We start from the raw sequence: 15,912 nt of genomic DNA on the forward strand, positions 1-15,912 counted from the left end.
CGGCTCTCTGGGTCGTCATCTACACGGCCGTACGGGCGGCGATCCGCCACAGCAAGTGACCAAGGCTGGTATTCGACGCATGGCGACCTCGCCCGGACAGGGTGACCTGATCGACGACATCCAGGTCCGGCTGGAGAGCTGCGGATGGCAGGCCGAAAGCGGCCAAGGATGGCGCTGGGTCGACCACACGTACCGGAACGACGACGCCACGCTCCGGATCAGGTACCTGCCGGACACCAGCGCGATCCGATTCGAGTTCGAATCCGAGGAGCACCTGGCGCGGCTGTCCATCTCCTTCCAGGACTCCCCGGACCGGATTCTCGATCTGATCACCCGCGACCAGTCGTCACTGTCCGAGGAGACCTGGCGGGCCTTCGTCGCTTCGCTGATCGAGCTGTCTCCCCGGGTCCTCTTGCCGGCCGACGAGGACGGCGACGACGAGGTGATCAGCGACCCGGACGAGGGTGCGGCCGCGCTGCGCGAGATCGAGTGGGAGTGAGGAGCCGGCACCTTACCGAGAGGGTGCGGGGCCGGGTGGACGGGGGACTCGGCGGTCGGCTTGAGCGAGCCGTCCGCGAGGATCGTGAAGCCGAGCAGGCCGCCGGGAGGCGACTCGGCGTCGGGATCGTTGCCGGCGACGTACAGGTGCCGGCCGTCGGGGGTGACCTTGAGGCCGACCGGGCCATTGGGCGCGGGGAACGGCGATCCGGGCACGGGAGCCGGCCAGTAGCGCAGCCGCTCACCCATTTGACTTCAAGCGCACTTGAAGTCGTTGACTGGCGATCATGCAGACAGCAGGCACATCTCTCAAGCAACGCGTGATCAGGTACTTGGTGCGCCAGGCGCACCACCCCCGGGGCATCGTCGGATGGGCGAACGGCCAGATGTTCGCTCATCGTCCCTCCAACCGGCAGCGCAACATCTGGGCGGTGTCGTTGCTGGACGTGCGGCCCACCGACCGGGTGCTCGAGATCGGCTTCGGCCCCGGCATCGCCATCGGCGAGTTCGCCCGGCGTGCCACCCGGGGCCACGTCTTCGGCGTCGACCACTCGCAGGCCATGGTCCGGCAGGCCACCCGTCGCAACGCCGCCGCCGTCCGCGCCCACCGCGTGCACCTCACGCACGCCTCCGTGGAGCAACTGCCGAGCTTCGGCGAGCCGCTCGACGCCATCCTCGCCGTCAACTCCGTGGGGTTCTGGCCCGACCCGGTGGAACGGCTGAGCGAGCTGCGCCGCCTGCTCCGCCCCGGAGGACGCATCGCGCTCGTCAGCCAGCCCCGCTGCCCCGGTGCCACCCGGGACACCACCGTCCGGGCCGCCCAAGAGCTCCAGGACCTGCTCACCCAGGCCGGCTTCACCCGTCTCCGGGTCGAGACCCTCGAACTCGACCCGCCCGTTGCCTGCGTGCTGGCCGACAATCCGCCCTCTTAGGTGAGCGGAACCTGACCTGGCACCTTCCTGCGGCGTACGGCGATCGCCGCCCCGAGGGCGATGGCCGCATAGCCGCAGGTCACGGCCAGCCCTGCCCACGGCGGGAGCGGGTAGTAGCCCCCGATCAGTGACGGGTCCACGTCCACATGCGCGAACGTGGGGACGCTCTGCGTGATCGCGAACCCGGCGGCAGGGGTGATCATCAGCAGCCATGGCGCCAGGCCCGCGGTCGCCAGCAGGTAGGGCACGACGACCAGCGCGACGGCCAGCCCGATGGCGATGACGCCCCGCTTGACCAGCGCCGCGAGGCCCAGCGCCAGCACGGCGGCGGCCGCGGTCAGGGCCGCGAAGCCGACGATCACCCGAAACTCGGTCGCCAGGGTGAGCGGCTGGATCGGGTTCTGATTGGCGCGCAACATCGCCAGGCCGACGGGGATCACGACCCCTGAGGCCACCAGCCCCGTCACGAACGCGACCGCGCCGACCACCACGGCCTTGGCCGCCAGCAGCCGCGCCGGATGCGGGGCGGCCGGCGGGCCGGTCCTGATCAGCCCGCGCCGGTGTTCCGCCGTGAAGAAGGTGACCGCCCCCACGAGCACCGGGATCAGCCCCACGGCCCCGCCGATCAGCATGAGGTCGGCGCGCAGGCCGCCCTCTACGGTGGCGGGCGCGATGTCACCGCCCCCGGTCACGATGAGCTTGTCGCCGGACTCGACGACCCCGCCCGGGTGATGCGGGGTCTTGCCGTCGGACTCCATCGAGACGCCGACGTCGTCGCGGCGCCACGAACCGTTCGCACCCTCCAGCGTGATCTGGTCGAAGGTGGCGGTGGCCTGGGCGAAGGCCTTCGCCATGGTCCACAAGGCGCCAGGTGAGGTGGCGAACATCCCGATCTCGACCGTCTCCGGCAGCCCGGTCAGCTTGACCGTGCTGACCTCGGTCCAGGCCTTGCCGTCGTCCGACTCGTAGCCGGTGACGGTGTCGCCCGACCTGGTCAGCCGCAGCCACTGGGGGCCGTTGTGCGGACCGCCGGGCACGTCGTGGGTGAAGTTGTACTGCATCCGCACGCCGTGATCGCCGGTGAGCATGACGGCGGCGTACGGTGTGCCCTCCTTGAGGCTCTGCCTGACGAGGAGCCCGGCCTTCGCCCACGGCACCACTCCCTCCTTGACGTTGCGCACCCCGGGTACGGCGTCCGGCAGCCGGATCTGCCCGGTCATGTCCGACACGCGGGCGGTGATGCTGCCGTTCCCCTTGAGCGGCTGGTGCACGAAGTAGTACTTGTCCTTCACCGCCGTGCCGTCGGGCCCCACCAGCGGCGCGGGGCAGGGGCCCTCCCCCTTCCCGGTCACGCAGGTGGTGCGGGCGCCCCCGGCGATCAGCAGCCCGAGCGACACGGTGACCAGTACGGAGGCCGCCATGGCGAGCGCCCAGCCGCGCGCGGTGCGGAACTTGGTCCACTCCGCGCGCAGCAGCGGCGGGAAACGGTCCTGGCCGGATCGGTGGGGCGTGAATGAACTCATACCGACGGTTGTACGCGGCACCCGGTTCCAGCAGGGTCGCAGCCGCTGCGACCTGGCTGGAACCGGGCATCTGGCATCGTTGACCCATGGCACCTCGACCCGGCGGCCGGTCCGGCCGCTCAGCCCGCACGACGACCGGCGGTGAACGGCGGTGAGGGTCCTCGTCGTCGAAGACTTCGAGGTCCTCGCCCGCTCCATCGGAACCGGGCTGCGCCGCGAGGGCATGGCCGTCGACGTCGTCCTGGACGGAATCGCGGCCCTCGACCGCCTGGCCGCCACCCGTTACGACGTGGTGATCCTCGACCGCGACCTGCCCGGCGTCCACGGGGACGAGATCTGCCGGCGACTGGCCCACAGCCGCTGTGAGACCCGCGTACTGATGCTCACCGCCTCCGGCACGATCGAGGACCGCGTCGACGGGCTCAGTCTCGGCGCCGACGACTACCTGCCCAAGCCGTTCGCGTTCGCCGAACTGGTCGCCCGCGTCCGGGCCCTGGCCCGCCGCGCCACCCCGCCGCTGCCGCCCACCCTGGCCTGCGGGGACATCACCCTCGATCCGGCCCGCCGGATCGCGTTCCGGGCCGGCTGGCGCCTTGAGCTGAGCCACAGGGAGTTCGCCCTGCTCGAATGCCTGCTCGCCGTGCCCGGCGTGGTCATCTCCGCCGAGGAGCTGCTCGAACGCGTCTGGGACGAGGCCGCCGACCCCTTCAGCAGCGCCGTCAAGCACACCATGCACCGGTTGCGGGCCAAGCTCGGCGAACCGCCCGTGATCGAGACCATCCGCGAAGGCGGCTACCGCATCGGGTCGTCATGACCTCCCCGCAACTCGCCAGAAGGTCCTTGCAGACGCGGCTCGCGCTGGCTTACGCGGCGGGCATCTACGCCGCCGGGGTCTTCGTGCTCATCTTCGTCGACGTCCCGCTCGTCGGCATCCACGCGGCCAAACCGGTAGGTCAGCCCTCCACCGGCGCGAGCATCGAAACCGAGTCCGGGATCAGTCTGCCCCAGCTCCTCATGGGATCCGCCGTCGCCCTGGTCATTCTCATTCCCGTCGCCCTGGCTCTCGGCTGGTACGTCGCCGGCCGGTTCCTGCACCCGCTGCGCGCCATCACCTCCACCGCCAAGGTCATCTCCGCCGGAAACCTCGACCGGCGCCTCGACCTCGGCGAGCCCACGGACGAGCTGACCGAGCTCGGCCACACCCTCGACGACCTGTTCGCCCGCCTGCAGGCGTCCTTCGACGCCCAACGACACTTCGTCGCCAACGCCTCCCACGAGCTGCGCACCCCCCTCGCCGGCCTGCGTACCCTCCTCGAAGTCGCCCTCGCCGACCCCGACGCCGACACCGACACCCTGCGCTCGGCCTGCCAGGAGGCCCTGGCTCTCGGCGGACACCAGGAGCGGCTCGTGCAGGCGCTGCTCGCCCTGGCCACCAGCGAGCGCGGCGTCACCCGCTGGGACACCTTCGACCTCGCCCACGTCGTCGAAGGAGTGCTCGCCTCCCGCCGCGCCCAGGCAGCCGAGACGGGCATCGACCTCGCCGAACACCTGACGCCCGCGGTGACGGCCGGGGACCCGAGGCTGATCGAAAGCCTCGTCGCCAACCTCATCGACAACGCCATCCGCCACAACCACGCGGACGGGCAGGTGAAGGTCACCACGCAGACCTCCGGCACGCAGGTGGCCCTGACGGTCACCAACAGCGGGCCGGTCATCCCCGACGACCAGATCCAACGCCTCTTCCAACCCTTCCAGAAACTGGCGCCCGATCGTCACGGCCGGCGTGACGGCTACGGTCTCGGCCTCGCCATCGTCAATGCCGTCACCCGAGCCCACCACGCCACCCTCACCACCCGCGCACGCCCCGAAGGCGGCCTGTCCATCACCGTGCGGTTCGCTAAGCCCAGTTGGTGACGCGGCGCAGGACGTACTCGACCGGTCCATAGCGGTGCGTACGCAGCCAGCGCGCGCTCAGCCAGAGCAGGACCGTGTAGATCACCAGGGCCACGCCCATCACGGCGAGCGGCGACAGTCTGCCCGCCAGCGCCAGGCCGTACCCGGTGAAGACCAGGCAGCACAGCACCGACTGCCCGACGTAGTTGGAGGCCGCCACCCGCCCGGCGGGGGACAGCGCGCGCCCGGCGGCGGGGAAACGCCGGATCACCCGCAGCAGGGTCACCACGTACGCGGCGGACAGCAGGATCGAGGTCACTGTGGACACCGCCATGCCGGCCAGCTCCCACGTGCCTCCCGCACCGGCCGTCAGCGCGAGCAGGATCCCGCCGGGCAGGCCCAGGCCGAAGCCGATCCATTGGACGCGCGGCGCGAGATGCCACCACCGCCCGGTCTCCTCCAGCAGCCTGGACCTGCCCGCCGCCAGCCCGAACAGGAACATGGCCAGCGCCATCGGCCCCTGGAAGATCCAGACCATCGCGACGAGCGGCGGGTAGAGCTCCAGTTGCAGGGTCAGCACGTCGAGCGGGCTGCCGGTGGCCAGGGCCAGCGTGTGGGCTGCCGCCGCGGTGTCGGCCACCGGAGCCTGGCCGGCCGTCGGGTCGAGGGTGGACAGCCACGCCAGCCCGGTCCACAGCAGGGCCAGCACGCCGACGATGACCGATCCGATCACGACGGCGGTCTTCGGCCTGATGTTACGCAGCGCGAGCAGGAGCAGGCCGAGCATGGCGTACAGGGTGAGGATGTCCCCGATCCACAGCAGGATCCCGTGTGCCAGGCCGATCACGAACAGGCCCAAGCACCTGCGCAGCGTCCTGGCCCGCACGCTCGCGCCCGCCCGCTCCGCCGAGCGCATCTGCAGCGTGAACGAGTAGCCGAACAGGAACGAGAAGATGATGTAGAACTTGGTCAGCACGAGGGCGGTGATGACCGTGGCCACGGGCCCGTCGGGGATGGGCATGGTGCCGTTGACCGCGTAACCAGGGTCGGCGAAGAAGCCGATGTTGGCCACCAGGATGCCCGCGAGCGCGAAACCGCGCACCGCGTCGATCTCGTGGACCCGGCCGGCGAGCGGCGTGCTCACTTGTGTCATGGACCCGAAGCTACGGACGGCGTGCCTGCCAGGGCATCCGACCTTGGTCTGCCTCCGGGCGACTAAAGCAGCACGGGTCCCGTTCTCCGTCTCAGGGGTGGTCCGGGATGCGCACCGTGAGCAGGGCGACGTCGTCGTCGTTGTCCGGGGGGCGGACGCGGTCGATGAGTACGTCGCCCAGCGAGGCGACGGGCCGCTGGGCCATCGAGGCGGCGTACCGGCTCAACCGGGACATCCCCTCGTCCAGCGTCCGGGTCGGGGACTCGATCAGGCCGTCGGTGTAGAGCACCAGCGTGGAGCGGGGCGGCAGGTCGGCGGTGGCGTCGACGCGGACGGTGGGGATGCCGGTGCCCAGGAGCAGGTCCTGGCCCTCCTCCAGGAAGCGGGTCCGCCCGTCGCGCTCCACCAGCAGCGGCGGCGGGTGGCCCGCGTTGGTCCAGCGCAGCCGCCATCCGCCGTCGTCGCGGCGCTCCAGCCGGGCGAGGACGGCGGTGGCCATCGTGGTCTCGGCCATGCGGGCCACCGCCTGGTCGAGCCGGTCCACGATGACGCTGGGCGGATCCTGGCCCGCGCCGGCGTAGGCGCGCAGCATGTTGCAGACCTGCGCCATGCCGGCGGCGGCGTCCAGGTCGTGGCCGACCACGTCGCCGATCACCAGGGCGGTCGCGCCGTCGGGCAGGACGAAGGAGTCGTACCAGTCGCCGCCGACCTGCGAGGCGTGGGGCGCGGGCCGGTAGGAGGCGCTCATCTCCAGCCCGGGCACCGACGGCAGCTGGGGGAGCAGGTGGCGCTGCATGGTCTCGGCGACCCGCCGCTGCCGCTCGTACAGGCGGGCGTTGTCCAGCGCCAGGCCCGCCCGGCGGGCGATGTCCTCCACCAGCAGCAGGTCGGCGGTCGTGAACCTCGCCGGCTGCCCGGAACGTCCCAGCGTCAGGGCCCCGACCACGTCCCGCACGCCGCGGATCGGCGCGATGCACGCCGAGTGCATGCCCGTCACCCGGAACAGCTCCTGCTGGGCGACCGCGATGCCCGAGTCGGGAAGCCCCTGGTAGGTCTCCGGGCTCACGAGCGTGGCGGTGACTCCGCGCAGCGCCCGCGACAGGGGCATCGGCGACTCCTGGGGAACGGGCGGCATCGGCCCTTCCAGGTCGTCCCGGTACGTCAGGAGACCGCCCTCGAAGTGGGCGACGGCGGCGCGCGACACCCCGCCCTCCTCGGTGAGCAGGTCGACCACCGCCCAGTCCGCCAGCAGCGGCAGGACCAGGCGTACGAGCTGGCGCAGCGTCTCGTCCACGTCCAGGCTGGCGGTGAGCGTCGTGGTCGTCTCCGCGAGCAGGGCCAGCCGGTCGAGCTGCGACATCGAGGCCGTGACGCCGGCCGTCTCGTACGGGGCCGGCGCGGGTGACTCGTGGAAGAGCACCAGCGCTCCCGTCCTGCCCTCGTCGAGCCGGCAGGGGGTGACCATCCAGGAGACCCGCATCAGCACGCCGTCGCCGCGTTCGAACCATTCCCCTTCGCCCTGCGCGCTGCCGCCCACGATGAGGGGCTGCCGCATCGCGCACCGGCTGCGCGGCAGGGGCTCGCCGTACTTGCCCCGGTGCACCAGGTCGTGGGCGTCGCGGCCCAGCAGCTCCTCGGCGGGGCGGCCCAGCAGCCGTTCGGCCTGGGCGGTGACCTCCACGATCCGCCCGCGGTCGTCCACCACGTACGCCCCCGCGTCGGAGAGGTCGGGCAGGCGGCACAGCCGCTTGCCGTCGGCCGTCCACGATGCCCCGGTATCGCCCGCTGGCACGTTCATGGACGGCACTCCTTCCCTGGTACCGGTGACCTGCTTCGTCACAGGCAGCCTAGAGGAACGCGGCATATGCCCCAGCAAACGTCGTCACGCGCCGTCGGGCCCCGGGCATGGGCCGGCCCCGGCCGACGGACGACCGGGGCCAGGTGCGCCGGACGTCAGTCGGCGCAGATTGCGAAGACGCTGATGCCGACGTCGTTGTAGCCGTCCTGACGGCCGATGCCGATCCAGCCGCGGCCGTCATCGGTGGGGAAGGACCCGACCAGGATCGCCCTGTTGCCGCGGGCCTCGGCACCGCCGCCGAGGACCCTCTTGTTGCCGGGGCAGAAGAGCGTGCGGCGCTGGAAGTTGGGGACGTTGGCGTTGGGAAGGGTGACGAGCTGGTAGCCGGGTGGGAGAGCCGACAGATGGGCGGCCGCCTGGACCGGTGCGGACGCCTGGCTGGCGGCGGCGGTCGTCGTCAGACACGCCCCCGCCGCGACGACGGTGAGGGGGAGGGTCAGGAACCACTTCGACTGCATCGTTCTCCTTCTGTCCTGTCCCCAGACGGCCACGACTCCGGGCAGCGCGCGGCACGCCGGCGATTGCGCGCACTGAGAGTGATGGGCTGATCACGGGGGGCAAAGGTGCTGACACGATGAGTATCGGTGCTATTACTTACCGTGTCCATGCGTATCTGTGTTCGGGTGCGGCGCCAGCCCTTTGACCGCCGCCTGAAAGAACGCTCCAACCTGGGACAGTGACCAGACCGATGAGGTGGGCGGCGGTGTCCCTGAGGGGACGGACCGCCGCCCGGCTCTCGTGATCAGCCGCTGTAGGAGATCCAGCCGTATTCGTACTGGGTCCAGCCGTTCTCGTCCCCGCTGTGCCTGCGGCCGGTCATCACCTGGTTGGTGCCGCCCATGGAGGCGTGGTTGTTCTCCCTGACCCAGCCCTCCAGTTGCCTGGGGGTGATCTGCACCGCCTTGCCCTGCCAGAACAGCGCACCGTGGTAGTAGATGGTGTCGCCGTTCTCGTCCCCGTCGTGCCGGATCCCGATGATGGCCTCGTTCGCCGGGGTTTTGTAATCGTGCTGGTTCTCATCCGTCTTGGTGCCCCAGATGTCCCACCTGAGCACCGTGACCTGGACGTTGTCGATGTAGATGCGGCCGCAGGAGAACGTGGTGTCGCCGTTCTCGTCGCCGCGGTGCCCGCGGCCGATCAGCACTTCGTTCGTCGGGCAGTTGAACTTGCTGTTCGACTGTTTCAGGGTCGAGACCTGCCCGGGACGGATCTCGATCGTGGCGGCCGCGGCGGGGCCGGCGGGGACCAAGGTGAGGGCGGCGACGGCCGTCGCCGCCAGCGCGGCCGGCAGAGCCTTCTTGAGCATGTCGTGTCCTTTGAGGAGAGCCTGCGGTAAGCGGAGTCCATGATCGCCGTCACGATGGTGCCCGTCGTCCGCCTGCAGGGTGAGCGCGGGTCCGCCTGTACGGTGATCCACCCGCTGCAGAGAGCCCCGCTCCAGCCTTCCACCAGGTGCTGGACGGGGTTGCCACCCGCTCGTCCGAGCAGCCCCGTCAGGCAGGTGGCCTCCGAACGTCTCAGTCGTCGTGGGCGATGAGCATGAGCTGCCGCCACAGCAGCACCACGAACACCGCGGAACCGGCGAAGGCGAACCAGAAGGGCGCCGCGACGCCGAAGCGGGTGGCCAGGACGCCGCCGATCAGCGAGCCGACCACCAGACCGGCGTAGACGCAGATGGCGTTGACGCTGCCCACCCGGCCCTGGAGTTCGCGCGGGACCGCGCGCTGGCGGACGGTGACCGAGGTCGTGCCCCAGATGAACGCGTGCGCGCCGAAGGCCAGGAAGATACCCCCGGCGACCCACGGCGAATGGGTCAGGGCCAGGCCCAGGTGGGTGAGCGTCTCGATGATGAGTCCGATCCGCATCAGGGCGCCGAGGCTCACCTTGCGCGTGATGGCTCCGTACAGGCCGGTGCCGATCAAGCCGCCGATCCCGCCGATGGTGGTCATCAGGCCGAAGCCGATGGCGCCGAGGCCGAGCTGCTCCTGGGTGTAGAGGACGAGAACCGACCAGGCGGCGCCGAACGTGAAGTTGAAGATCAGGATGGTGAGCGCCAGCGTGCGGACCGCCGCGTGCTGGATGGTCCAGGTGAACCCGGCGATGAGCTCCCGTACGGTGTTGGGCCTGGGATCGTCGGCCTGCCGGCCGTGCGGCGGCAACGTGATCCGGGAGACCAGCACGATCCCCGCCATCACCAGGAGCAGCTGGCTCGCGAACGGCCAGGTCAAGCCGAGGCCGAACAGTGCCGCGCCGATCGGCGGCCCGGCAAGCTGGTTGAGCGTGATGAATCCCGTGCCCAGGCGGGCGTTGGCGATGACGAGATCGTCCTTGCCGACCATCATGGGTGTCAGCGTGGCCGTCGCGTTGTCGGCGAACACCTCGGCGATGGACCGGAGCGTGAGCGCGACCAGCGCCGTCGCCACGGTCACGGTGCCGGTCACCATGAGCGCGACGAGCGCCGCCAGCACCACGGCCCGCACCGCGTTCGCGACGAGGACGATCCTGCGCCGGTTGTACCGATCCGACAGCACGCCCGCGTACAGGCTGAACATCAGCGGCGGCGCCCAGCTCACCAGGGCCGACAGCGAAATCATCAGCGGGTCGCGGGTCAACGTCGCGATCAGCAGTGGGCCCGCGGCGGCCGCGACCCCGTCACCGAGATTTGTCAGCCAGCTCGAGGCCAGCAACCATCGGAATCCTGTCCCCAGCCGGGCAGGCAGTACTCGCTCAACCACTGTGATCACGAGCGCAAAACCATACGTCGCGAGGGTATTTGCGGCAACGCGTTTTCGCGTCTACGCGCTGTGTGTGGGGTCACCCGCGCCCGGCGGTGTTCGACGCATCCGGTTGCGTCCCTGACGTCACTCGGCGCGCATGCGTCCGACCTCTGACTGGAAGACCCCCTCCGTCCTGTCCAGGAAGTCGGCGATCAGCTCCAGCTGCTCGTCGGTGTAGCCGTCCAGCGCGCCGCGCCACGCCCGTACGAACGGGGCGAACACCGGGCCGATCACCTGCGCGGCCTCCTGGGTCTGGAGCGTCACCACGACCTTGCGGCGGTCGACGCGATCACGCTCGCGCCGTACGTACCCCACCGCCTCGAGCCTGTCGATCACCCCGGTGACGGACGCGGTCGTGATGCCCGCGCGCCTGGCCAGCTCGCTCGCCGTCAGCGGGCCGTCGCTGAGCAGGTTGAGGCAGTGCAGGTCGGTGGTGTTGACGCCGATCCGCTCCGCGGCGCCCTGGCTCATCGCCACCGACAGCGCGTTGGTACGGCGCAGCGCGTCGAGCAGTTGGGCCACGAGCTCGGCGCGCCTTGACATCGCCATCCAAACTCCTTAGCGTTCCAAGTGTCTAGGAAAACTAGAGATATTGTTCTCTAGTGACTAGCCTACCGGAAGGACGGCACGATGAAGGATGTCATCAAGCGCTTCTACGACGAGGTGCTCAACGCCGGCGACCTCGACGCCGCCGACGAGATCGTCGGCCCCGGCTTCGCGCCCCGGGGCGGCGAGGTCGCCGGCCCCGAAGCGCTCAAACAGGTCGCCCGCTACCTCCGCTCGGCGCTGCCCGACCTGCGCTTCGACATCGAGGACCTGATCGCCGAAGGCGACCGGGTGGCCACCCGGTGGACGTTACGGGGCACGCACGAGGGGGACTTCTTCGGTTTCCCACCCACCGGCAAGCCGCTGGAGGTGCGCGCCTGCGTCATCTTCCGCATGGAGAACGGCAAGGTGGCCGAGATCTGGCCGGTCATCGACTCCAGCTCCCTCGCGGCCGCGAGGCGATGACGTTCTCCGACGGGCGGGCCGGCGCCTGACCGATCATGAAACCAGCGTGCGCTCCACCGCGGACTGGCCGGCCGCCGAGGACCTCACCTCCGTGGTGTTCCTGGAGGCGTGGCGGCGGCGCGGCGAGGTGCGGATCAGCCACGAAAGCGCACTGCCCTGGCTGCTCGGCGTCGCCAACAACGTCCTGCGCAATCGACCCGCCGCACCACGGTCGCGATCATCGCGCATGCCCGCCGACGGCGGTCAGTGCCGCGCGGCAGTGGTCGAGCAACCTCTCGTCCTCGGTGACCTGGGCGGTGCTGTAACCGTCCTCGCGCGCGTTGTGCCGGCGTACGCGACCCAGTTCGGCGGTCAGCAGCGGGGCCGAGTCCGCCGCGACCGGGCCCAACTCGGCCCAGAGCACGGCGACCTTGCGCCTGGTGTGGACGTTCGTCGTCCACACCCGTTCCAGCACCGGCAGCGCCGGGGCCGGGTCGCCGGTGATCCGCCACAGCGCGTGGGCGGCCGAGAGCACGAGCCAGCCGTACGGGTCCTTGCGGCGGGCCAACCGGCGCAGCCGCGTGCCCTGGGACTTTGTGGCCTGACCCAGTTCGGCCAGGAGGCCGGCCGCGTCGCGCCAGGCGTACTCGCTGTCGTCGTCGAGACACCGGCCCGCGACCGCGAGGGCCGCGTCTGTGGAGCCGTCGACCTGCCACAAGGCCCGGGCGGCCGGCACCGCGAGCGCGAGGTCCGCTGCGGCGGCGGCCCGGCGGAGGACCGGCAGGCATTCCCCGGCATCGGGAGCGATCGCCGCGAGCGCCACGAGCACGGCCGGGGTGACGGGGCCGCCGAGCAGGTCGGGCAGGGCTTCGGCGGCGGCCGGGCCGATCGCGCCGAGCGCGCGGACGATGCTGTCGCGACGGTGATCGTGCGGGTCGTCGGCGGGCAGGTCGCGCAGGCGGCGCAGGAGCAGCGGCATCAGCGGCGCCGCGCGGGGCCCGAACCTGATCACAAGCCCGCCGGCGTCGCTCGGCATCGGCTCGCGATCGAGCGCCCAGGCCAGCATCGGCAGCGCACGCGGGTCACCCGTCCCGCTGAGAGCCCGCAACGCCGGCGAGACGGTGGGCAGTTCGCGCGACCATTCGATCACCCACGGCAGGTGCGCGTCCGCCTCGGTGTGCGGCAGGGCCCGCCGGCTCGTGGACTCCAGAGCCGCCGCCAGGGGGTCCGCGGCGGGAGCGGTCAGGTCATCCAGATGCTCCAGTACGCCGACCGCCCGCGCTCGCGTGCGCGGGTGCCCATCGCCGATCCGCTCGCCGACCAGACCGATCAGCTCACGGTAGTCACCGCGCCAGCCGTCGACGAGATTGCCCGCCGAGGTCAGGGCGTCCAGGTGACGCTCCCAGTCCTGGGAGCGCAGCAGGCCCGTCAGCAGACGCACCCGCTCGTCCACGCGGTCGCCGAAGGACGCGCTCAGGCCGCGAACGAGTGCGTTTGCTCCGGGGGCCCGCCGGCCTTCGTCGCCCTGTTCGCGTAACCGGCGTACGGCACCGATGAGGGTGCCGGTCTCGAAACCGGCGGGCGCGGTGACTGCCGTGCCTGATCCGTACACGGCCGAGAGCATCTCCAACGCGTCGTCGACCTCGGCCACCGGCGGCTCGTCCGGCGCGCCGGGCAACGAGGTGAGCTCGGCCAGCGCCACCAGCCGGAGCGGCAGGTCGGGCTCCGCCGCGACGATCCCCGCCAGCCACTCGCGCAGCGCGGGGTCGACGCCTTCCTCGAACCGCGCCAGCGTGCCGGCGGTACGCACGATCGCGCGCCGTACCTCCTCGTCGGTCTCCTCCGCCAGGCGCCCGGGCAGCCGCGTCAGCGCCGCCCGCCGCCGGCGCGTGCAGGCGGGCAGCACCTCGAGCACCGCCCCGCGCACCCGCGGATCCGCGTCCTCCAACAACCGCTCCCACAGCGGGTACGCCGCCTCGACCGCCTCGTTGGCCTTCCGGTACGGCCCGGAAAGTTCGGTGGGATCCTCCGCCGAACCCATGCTGGCCAGCAGTTCCACGACACCGGGCCGGCCGGGGAGGTCCGGGCGCTCGGCGATGCGCAACAGAAACGGGATCGCCGCGACCGTGCACGGATAGACGTCGCCCTGGTGGTGCACCGCGCCGTAGATGCCGTCGAGCGCGCTCTCGCGGACGGCGGGGTCGGGGTCGACCAGGTCACGCAGCAGGCCCGGAACCTCGGCGGCGGACCCATAGGCGTGGCGCATGCGCCCCCAGCGAATCTCGTCCAAGCCGGCGAACAGGTCATCCTCGACTGTCATGGGCAGACATCTTGCCAAAAGGTGCCGGGCCGTAGGCTCCCGCGAGGCCTGCTCGTGGGCATCTGAGCGGCGGGGTTGCGGGCGCACACGCCGCCGGTGATGGCCTGGCATGCCTTTTCCGGTGGTGTGGGCTATGGTCGGCCGTATGACGGGACCGTGGAGAACACCACAAGGGTCCATCGCGCTCGTCGGCGTGATGGCCCTGGTCCTGTTGTCCCTGGTGTCGCTGATGCTGACCAGCGCTTCGGGCAGAGCGAGCGGCAAACCCGTCGTCGTGCAGGGGTCGGCCGCCGGCCCGGCGTGGAGCCTGGGCGGAGGGGACGCCGACCTGTCCAGCCTGCCGCCGCAGGCGAGCGGCGTCCGCGAGCACCACGTACTGTCGCTGTGGCCGCCGATGCGCAGCCAACGCCACGGCGAGCTCGCCCATCTGGCGCTGCTGCCGTCACCGGGCTCGATCGTGGACACGTTCCGCGATCCTCAGCAGCTGGCGCACCGCACCGCGGGATCGCGCAGCCCGCCGCTCACCTAGCCGACGTCTTCCCCGTTCGGCTCTGCGGCCACGCGCGCCGCGGAGTCTGACCGCGCGCCCACGCCGTCCGTCGGCGCCGGGTCTCTGCGTGCCGTTGCGCCTGGAGACGTCTGATGACCGTCCCTATGGCAGGAGAAGTGACAGGGCCACCTGTCCCATGCCGCCTTTTCTCTCGACGTCAGCTAGGAGCTGATCATCGTCATGCCGTTTGTTGGATCTCCGCGGCTGGAGCGCTTGCGCGAGCCCGGCCCGGTGGCACGTGGGAGCGCGGGATGAGCCCGGTGCGGCGCCTGGTGGCGCTCGACCTGGGCACCGCGCGTACTCGATCGCTGAGCGGGCACGCCATCGCCGACCGGCCGTCGGCGATCATGAGGCGAGCCTCCGGCGTGGCGGATGTGGTGCGGCCCATCCGGCACGGCATGGTGGCCGACCCCCGCGCCTGCGTTCGGCTGGTGCGCCTGGTGTTGCAGGACACCCGGCTCTACGACGGCCGGCCGCCGGCGCGAGTCCTGGCCGGGGTGCCGATCGCGGCGTCGCCGGGCGATCGCCGGGCCGTCCACGCCGCGGTATCCGAGATCGCCGGGTGCGAGGTGACGCTGGTGGAGGAGCCGCTGGCCGCCGCCGTCGGCGTCGGCCTGGACGTTCTCGATCCCCAGCCCTGCCTGGTGCTGGACGTCGGGGCGGGCATCGTCGAGGCCGCGGTCATCGGTGCCGGGGCCGCCGTCGACGCGGCCTCCCTCCAGCTAGGCGCCACCACCGCCGAGGGGCTGCCGCCGTACGCGCTGGAAAGCGTCGTCGAGATGACGGCGGGCCTGCTACGCCGCCTGCCGGCCGCGTCGCGCTCCCGAGGCCTGGTGGTCACCGGCGGCGGCGCTCATCAGGAGCTGCTGCTGAGCCGCCTGCGCACCGCGCTGCGGCTGCGGATCAGCGTGGCGCCCCAGCCGCAGCACGCCACCATCCGCGGCCTGATGCGCCTGTGCCTGCAGCCGGCCCTGGCCGAAGGCCTCGGCCTGCGCGCCCGCTGACGTATTCCGTTCGCAGAAAGGACCTTCCATCATGACCGACAACCATGAGACCTCACACCTCAGCAGCGTGCAGCTCCAGTCGCTGCGCCAGGACCTGCAGCAGCAGCTGGAGCAGCGCAGGCGGCACCTGGACGGGTTGCGGGTGCAGGAGCAGGACGGCAGTGGCGCCGACGGCACGTGGCAGGAGCTGGTCATCTCGATCACCGCCGCCGAGCGCGCCGTTGCCGAGCTGTCCCAGGCCTACGACAGGCTGGTGGCCGGCACCTACGGCCGCTGCGCGCGCTGCCAGGCGGCCATCCCGTTCGAACGGCTCAAGGTCCGGCCGCTGGCCCGCAACTGCATCGACTGCCAGCGGCGGCACGAGGCCGCCTGACACCGCGGAGGGGAGCGGGGCAGCCCGCTCCCTTCCGCCGA

16 protein-coding genes are annotated in these 15,912 nt (G+C 71.4%); 8 read left to right on the plus strand and 8 right to left on the minus strand.

Annotated features, from left to right (window positions below; translation table 11 throughout):
• Nucleotides 1-79 precede the first annotated feature (79 nt).
• Nucleotides 80-499, plus strand: coding sequence for a hypothetical protein (locus tag ACIHFD_RS17885; protein WP_397367825.1), 420 nt, complete (start codon nt 80-82; stop codon nt 497-499).
• A gap of 319 nt (nt 500-818) precedes the next feature.
• A complete protein-coding gene (locus ACIHFD_RS17890; RefSeq protein WP_397367826.1) occupies nt 819-1,430 on the plus strand; it encodes a class I SAM-dependent methyltransferase in 612 nt (203 codons plus the stop codon).
• On the opposite strand, the gene ACIHFD_RS17895 is transcribed toward ACIHFD_RS17890, so the two are convergent.
• The gene (locus ACIHFD_RS17895) at nt 1,427-2,953 is read right to left on the minus strand and encodes a hypothetical protein (RefSeq protein ID WP_397367827.1); all 1,527 of its coding nucleotides are present in this window, start codon (nt 2,951-2,953) and stop codon (nt 1,427-1,429) included. The two genes, ACIHFD_RS17890 and ACIHFD_RS17895, sit on opposite strands and share 4 nt — an antisense overlap.
• A gap of 151 nt (nt 2,954-3,104) precedes the next feature.
• Here ACIHFD_RS17895 and ACIHFD_RS17900 point away from each other — a divergent pair, with 151 nt between their 5' ends.
• Together ACIHFD_RS17900 and ACIHFD_RS17905 are read left to right on the plus strand one after the other, a co-directional pair.
• Nucleotides 3,105-3,767, plus strand: coding sequence for a response regulator transcription factor (locus ACIHFD_RS17900; protein WP_397367828.1), 663 nt, complete (start codon nt 3,105-3,107; stop codon nt 3,765-3,767).
• A complete protein-coding gene (locus ACIHFD_RS17905; RefSeq protein ID WP_397367829.1) occupies nt 3,764-4,867 on the plus strand; it encodes a sensor histidine kinase in 1,104 nt (367 codons plus the stop codon). The genes ACIHFD_RS17900 and ACIHFD_RS17905 overlap by 4 nt, the downstream gene beginning before the upstream one ends.
• On the opposite strand, the gene ACIHFD_RS17910 is transcribed toward ACIHFD_RS17905, so the two are convergent.
• The 6 genes from ACIHFD_RS17910 to ACIHFD_RS17935 form a co-directional block, all read right to left on the minus strand.
• Nucleotides 4,851-5,999: a DUF418 domain-containing protein gene (locus tag ACIHFD_RS17910; RefSeq protein WP_397367830.1), complete on the minus strand. Its 1,149-nt coding sequence runs from the start codon at nt 5,997-5,999 to the stop codon at nt 4,851-4,853. The genes ACIHFD_RS17905 and ACIHFD_RS17910 overlap by 17 nt on opposite strands.
• Nucleotides 6,000-6,090: 91 nt before the next feature.
• Entirely contained in the window at nt 6,091-7,797 is a 1,707-nt protein-coding gene (locus tag ACIHFD_RS17915; RefSeq protein WP_397367831.1) for a SpoIIE family protein phosphatase, read from the minus strand.
• Nucleotides 7,798-7,952: 155 nt separating this feature from the next.
• Nucleotides 7,953-8,315, minus strand: coding sequence for a hypothetical protein (locus ACIHFD_RS17920; protein WP_397367832.1), 363 nt, complete (start codon nt 8,313-8,315; stop codon nt 7,953-7,955).
• A 284-nt stretch (nt 8,316-8,599) separates the two neighbouring features.
• The gene (locus ACIHFD_RS17925) at nt 8,600-9,163 is read right to left on the minus strand and encodes a hypothetical protein (protein WP_363985472.1); all 564 of its coding nucleotides are present in this window, start codon (nt 9,161-9,163) and stop codon (nt 8,600-8,602) included.
• A 211-nt stretch (nt 9,164-9,374) separates the two neighbouring features.
• On the minus strand, nt 9,375-10,544 hold the full coding sequence (locus tag ACIHFD_RS17930) for an MFS transporter (protein WP_397367833.1): 1,170 nt from the start codon (nt 10,542-10,544) through the stop codon (nt 9,375-9,377).
• Between the two features lie 174 nt (nt 10,545-10,718).
• Nucleotides 10,719-11,183 carry a MarR family winged helix-turn-helix transcriptional regulator gene (locus ACIHFD_RS17935; RefSeq protein WP_397367834.1) on the minus strand — a complete coding sequence of 155 codons (465 nt, stop codon included), beginning with the start codon at nt 11,181-11,183 and terminating at the stop codon, nt 10,719-10,721.
• 81 nt (nt 11,184-11,264) lie between these two features.
• Between ACIHFD_RS17935 and ACIHFD_RS17940 the strand changes: the two genes are divergently transcribed.
• Nucleotides 11,265-11,645 carry an ester cyclase gene (locus ACIHFD_RS17940; protein WP_397367835.1) on the plus strand — a complete coding sequence of 127 codons (381 nt, stop codon included), beginning with the start codon at nt 11,265-11,267 and terminating at the stop codon, nt 11,643-11,645.
• Between the two features lie 217 nt (nt 11,646-11,862).
• Here the strand turns inward: ACIHFD_RS17940 and ACIHFD_RS17945 are convergent, their stop codons facing one another.
• Nucleotides 11,863-13,944, minus strand: coding sequence for a hypothetical protein (locus ACIHFD_RS17945; RefSeq protein WP_397367836.1), 2,082 nt, complete (start codon nt 13,942-13,944; stop codon nt 11,863-11,865).
• A gap of 145 nt (nt 13,945-14,089) precedes the next feature.
• Between ACIHFD_RS17945 and ACIHFD_RS17950 the strand changes: the two genes are divergently transcribed.
• From ACIHFD_RS17950 to ACIHFD_RS17960, 3 genes are all read left to right on the plus strand, one after another.
• Nucleotides 14,090-14,473: a hypothetical protein gene (locus tag ACIHFD_RS17950; RefSeq protein WP_397367837.1), complete on the plus strand. Its 384-nt coding sequence runs from the start codon at nt 14,090-14,092 to the stop codon at nt 14,471-14,473.
• Nucleotides 14,474-14,745: 272 nt separating this feature from the next.
• Nucleotides 14,746-15,498 (plus strand): rod shape-determining protein, encoded by a 753-nt coding sequence (locus ACIHFD_RS17955; protein ID WP_397367839.1) that lies wholly within the window; start codon nt 14,746-14,748, stop codon nt 15,496-15,498.
• A 31-nt stretch (nt 15,499-15,529) separates the two neighbouring features.
• Nucleotides 15,530-15,871: a TraR/DksA family transcriptional regulator gene (locus ACIHFD_RS17960; protein WP_397367840.1), complete on the plus strand. Its 342-nt coding sequence runs from the start codon at nt 15,530-15,532 to the stop codon at nt 15,869-15,871.
• Nucleotides 15,872-15,912 lie beyond the last annotated feature (41 nt).

The sequence above is a fragment of the Nonomuraea sp. NPDC051941 genome (assembly GCF_044593615.1).